The 4105-nt window shown below is 70.1% G+C and carries 3 protein-coding genes; 1 reads left to right on the plus strand and 2 read right to left on the minus strand.

The features are described 5' to 3' along the window. Positions 1-60 precede the first annotated feature (60 nt). Together ACFWBT_RS42110 and coaA are read right to left on the minus strand one after the other, a co-directional pair. Positions 61-1014: a DUF389 domain-containing protein gene (locus tag ACFWBT_RS42110; protein ID WP_385709860.1), complete on the minus strand. Its 954-nt coding sequence runs from the start codon at positions 1012-1014 to the stop codon at positions 61-63. 91 nt (positions 1015-1105) lie between these two features. Next, positions 1106-2095 carry a type I pantothenate kinase gene (coaA, locus tag ACFWBT_RS42115; RefSeq protein ID WP_266761778.1) on the minus strand — a complete coding sequence of 330 codons (990 nt, stop codon included), beginning with the start codon at positions 2093-2095 and terminating at the stop codon, positions 1106-1108. Positions 2096-2262: 167 nt separating this feature from the next. Here coaA and glmS point away from each other — a divergent pair. Further along, a partial coding sequence (gene glmS, locus ACFWBT_RS42120; protein ID WP_385709864.1) for a glutamine--fructose-6-phosphate transaminase (isomerizing) occupies positions 2263-4105 on the plus strand: 1843 nt, incomplete at its 3' end.

Raw genomic sequence — 4105 nt, forward strand, 5'->3', positions numbered from 1 at the left:
CCCCAGGGGTGCCGGGCCTCACGGCTGTTGTGCGGCGGGTGCTTCCGCCGGGCGGCCTCGCTACCCGGCGGGGTCAGGGCGGGCGACCTGCCGCTTGCGCTGCATCGCCCAGAACCACTTCTGGGCGAGCAGCGTGAGTGTGCCGGCGACCACGATGCCGAGCAGGTTGAACAGCAGCTGCTTGGTGGATCCCCAGGTCTGGGCGTAGTCCGTGTAGCTGAGGGCCACGGCGGCGTTCGCGGCGGCCGGGACCGTCGTCACCGAGATCGCGACGCCGATCAGGGCGCCCGACTTGGCGGAGGTGAGGGACAGCGTCCCGGCGATCCCGGCGAGGAACGCCACCACGAACGACATCCAGTCCGGCTTCCAGATGAACGCCGTGTTCGGCCGGGCCGCCTCCACCATGGACTTCTCGAACAGCCCGAAGACGTCCATCAGCCAGCTGAAGCCCGCGGTCATGACCATGGCCGCCGCGAAACCGGCGAGCAGCGCCCACAGCGACCGCCACACCAGGTGCGGGGCGCGCTCCACCAGCGCCGTGCAGATGCCGGCCAGCGGTCCGAACTCCGGGCCCACGGCCATCGCGCCGACGATCAGGATCGCGTTGTCGAGCATCACACCGCAGGCCGCCAGCATCGTGGCCACGGTGAGGAACGCGAGATAGGTGACGTTGAGCGTCGACTCCTCGTGCGTCGCGTCCCTCAACTGCTCCCACAGCACCGCGTCCGCGCCCTCGCCCGGTGCCTCCTCCTCCGCCTTGTCGGCCCGCTCCGACAGCGACAGGTCGATGGTCTCGACGGCGATCGAACCGGTCCGGTCGAGCCCCGACTCCCGGAGCGCGCCGATGAGTTCGTCGCCCGCCTCGCGCGCTACGTCGCACATCACGACATCGCCCGCCGGATTGCGGGCTGCACCCGGGATCACGACGAGGTGCGTGGTGCCGACCGTCTTCTCGATCAGGCGTACCACGGCGTCGGTCCGGTCGGCGGGAGTGATCAGTCGTAGGTGCAGCATGGGCGCAGAGTAGTCGTCCGTACGGGGCGGCCGTACGGCGGTTCCTGCCGGGCGGCCGTGAGGGACCCCCACGGAGGACGCCGGTGGGGGACTACAGCTTGCGCAGGCTCAGGCGCTGCACCTTGTGGTCCGGGCCCTTGCGCACGACGAGGGTCGCCCGGCCCCGGGTGGGGGCCACGTTCTCCAGCAGGTTGGGCTTGTTGATGGTGCGCCAGGTCGTGCGGGCGTAGTCGAGGGCTTCCTCCTCCGAGACCTGGGTGTACTTGCGGAAGTACGAGTCGGGCTTCTGGAAGGCGGTCGCGCGGAGCTTGCGGAAGCGGTTCAGGTACCAGCGCTCGATGTCCTCGGGGCGGGCGTCGACGTACACGCTGAAGTCGAAGTAGTCCGCGAGGCCGACGCGGGTGCGGCCGTCCTTGCCGGGCAGGGCCGGCTGCAGCACGTTCAGGCCCTCGACGATGAGGATGTCGGGGCGGCGGACCGTGAGCCGGTCGCCGGGCACGATGTCGTAGATCAGATGCGAGTAGACGGGGGCCGTCACCTCGCCCTTGCCCGCCTTGATGTCGGCGACGAACCGGGTCAGGGCCCGGCGGTCGTACGACTCGGGGAAGCCCTTGCGGGACATCAGCCCGCGCGCCTCGAGCTCCTTGGTGGGGAGCAGGAAGCCGTCCGTGGTGACCAGCTCGACCCGGGGGTGCTCGGGCCAGCGGGAGAGCAGTGCCTGGAGCAGTCGGGCGACGGTGGACTTGCCGACGGCCACGGAACCGGCGACGCCTATGACGAACGGGGTGCCGGACTGCGAGCCCTTCTCACCGAGGAAGGTGTTCAGAGCACCCCGGAGGCCGTCGGTGGCGCCGACGTAGAGATTCAGCAGTCTGGACAGCGGCAGATAGATGTCCCGCACCTCGTCGAGGTCGATGACATCGCCCAGACCGCGCAGCTTCTCGACCTCCTCGGCGTTGAGCGGGAGCGGCGTCTTTTCGCGCAGCGCGCTCCACTCGGCACGGGTGAGGTCGACGTAGGGAGTCGCCTCCGGCTTGGACCGGTGGGCGCTCCGCGGCAACGAGGAGACCGGAGAGATCACAGTCCATTGTTACGGGAGTATGGACGGGATGGAGGGTGGGGTCCGTCACGCCGGGTGACCCCGGACGGGTCCGGGGAGCCCGGCGGCCGTCGCCAAGGGCGCCAGAATTTCCGATATCGGGCACGGTGAGCCTGATTCGGACGGCCGGGGGACCGTACGCTGCCGCCATGTGCGGAATCGTGGGTTATGTGGGGTCGCAGTCGGCGCTCGACGTGGTGATGGCCGGACTGAAGAGGCTCGAGTACCGGGGATACGACTCGGCGGGTGTCGCCGTCCTGGCGGACGGGGGTCTCGCCGTCGCGAAGAGGGCCGGGAAACTGGTCAACCTGGAGAAGGAGCTCGGCGGCCGGCCGCTGCCGGCCGGAACGACGGGGATCGGGCACACCCGCTGGGCCACCCACGGGGGACCCACGGACGCCAACGCCCATCCGCACCTCGACAACGCGGGCCGGGTCGCCGTCGTCCACAACGGCATCATCGAGAACTTCGCGGTGCTCCGCGCCGAACTGGCCGAGCGGGGCCACGACCTGGCCTCCGAGACGGACACCGAGGTGGTCGCCCATCTGCTCGCCGAGGAGTTCTCCTCGTGCGCGGACCTGGCGGAGGCGATGCGGCTGGTGTGCCGTCGTCTCGAGGGCGCGTTCACGCTGGTCGCGGTGGACGCCGACGATCCGGACGTGGTCGTGGGGGCGCGCCGGAACTCGCCGCTGGTGGTCGGTGTCGGAGAGGGCGAGGCCTTCCTCGCCTCGGACGTCGCGGCGTTCATCGCCCACACCCGGTCGGCGATCGAACTGGGGCAGGACCAGGTGGTCGAGCTGCGCCGGGACGGCGTGACCGTCACCGGCTTCGACGGCAGCCCCGCCGAGGTCCGCTCGTACCACGTCGACTGGGACGCGTCGGCGGCGGAGAAGGGCGGCTACGACTACTTCATGCTCAAGGAGATCGCCGAGCAGCCCAAGGCGGTCGCCGACACCCTGCTGGGGCGGATCGACGCGGCCGGTTCGCTGACGCTCGACGAGGTGCGCATCCCGGTCCAGGTGCTGCGCGAGATCGACAAGGTCGTCATCATCGCCTGCGGGACCGCCTTCCACGCCGGACTGATCGCCAAGTACGCCATCGAGCACTGGACGCGCATCCCGTGCGAGGTGGAGCTGGCCAGCGAGTTCCGATACCGGGACCCGATCCTGGACCGCCGTACGCTCGTCATCGCGATCTCGCAGTCCGGCGAGACCATGGACACGCTGATGGCGCTGCGGCACGCCCGTGAGCAGGGCGCCAAGGTGCTCGCGATCTGCAACACCAACGGCTCGACGATCCCGCGCGAGTCCGACGCGGTGCTGTACACGCACGCCGGCCCCGAGGTCGCCGTCGCCTCCACCAAGGCCTTCCTGACCCAGCTCGTGGCCTGCTACCTCGTGGCGCTGTACCTGGGCCAGGTACGCGGCACCAAGTGGGGCGACGAGATCCAGGCCGTGATCCGGGAGCTGTCCCGCATCTCCCGCGAGGTCGAGCGGGTCCTGGAGACGATGGAACCCGTACGGGAGCTCGCGCGCTCCCTCGCCGACAAGGACACGGTGCTGTTCCTCGGCCGCCACGTGGGCTATCCGGTCGCCCTCGAAGGCGCGTTGAAGCTCAAGGAGCTGGCGTACATGCACGCCGAGGGCTTCGCGGCGGGCGAGCTGAAGCACGGCCCGATCGCGCTGATCGAGGAGGATCTGCCGGTGGTGGTGATCGTGCCGTCGCCTCGGGGCCGGTCCGTCCTCTACGACAAGATCGTCTCCAACATCCAGGAGATCAGGGCCCGGGGCGCCCGCACGATCGTGATCGCGGAGGAGGGCGACGAGGCGGTCGTCCCCTACGCCGACCACCTGATCCGCATCCCGGCCACGCCGACACTGCTGCAGCCGCTGGTGGCGACGGTCCCGCTGCAGGTCTTCGCGTGCGAGCTGGCCACCGCCCGCGGGAACGAGGTGGACCAGCCTCGGAACCTGGCGAAATCGGTGACGGTGG

Origin of the sequence: Streptomyces sp. NPDC060027 (genome assembly GCF_042737005.1) — a bacterium.
Lineage (GTDB): Bacteria > Actinomycetota > Actinomycetes > Streptomycetales > Streptomycetaceae > Streptomyces.

What these genes read in the sequence shown, in the direction of transcription:
- ACFWBT_RS42110 (WP_385709860.1), bottom strand. Translation starts at nt 1,014, where the DNA reads ATGCTGCACCTACGACTGATCACTCCCGCCGACCGGACCGACGCCGTG.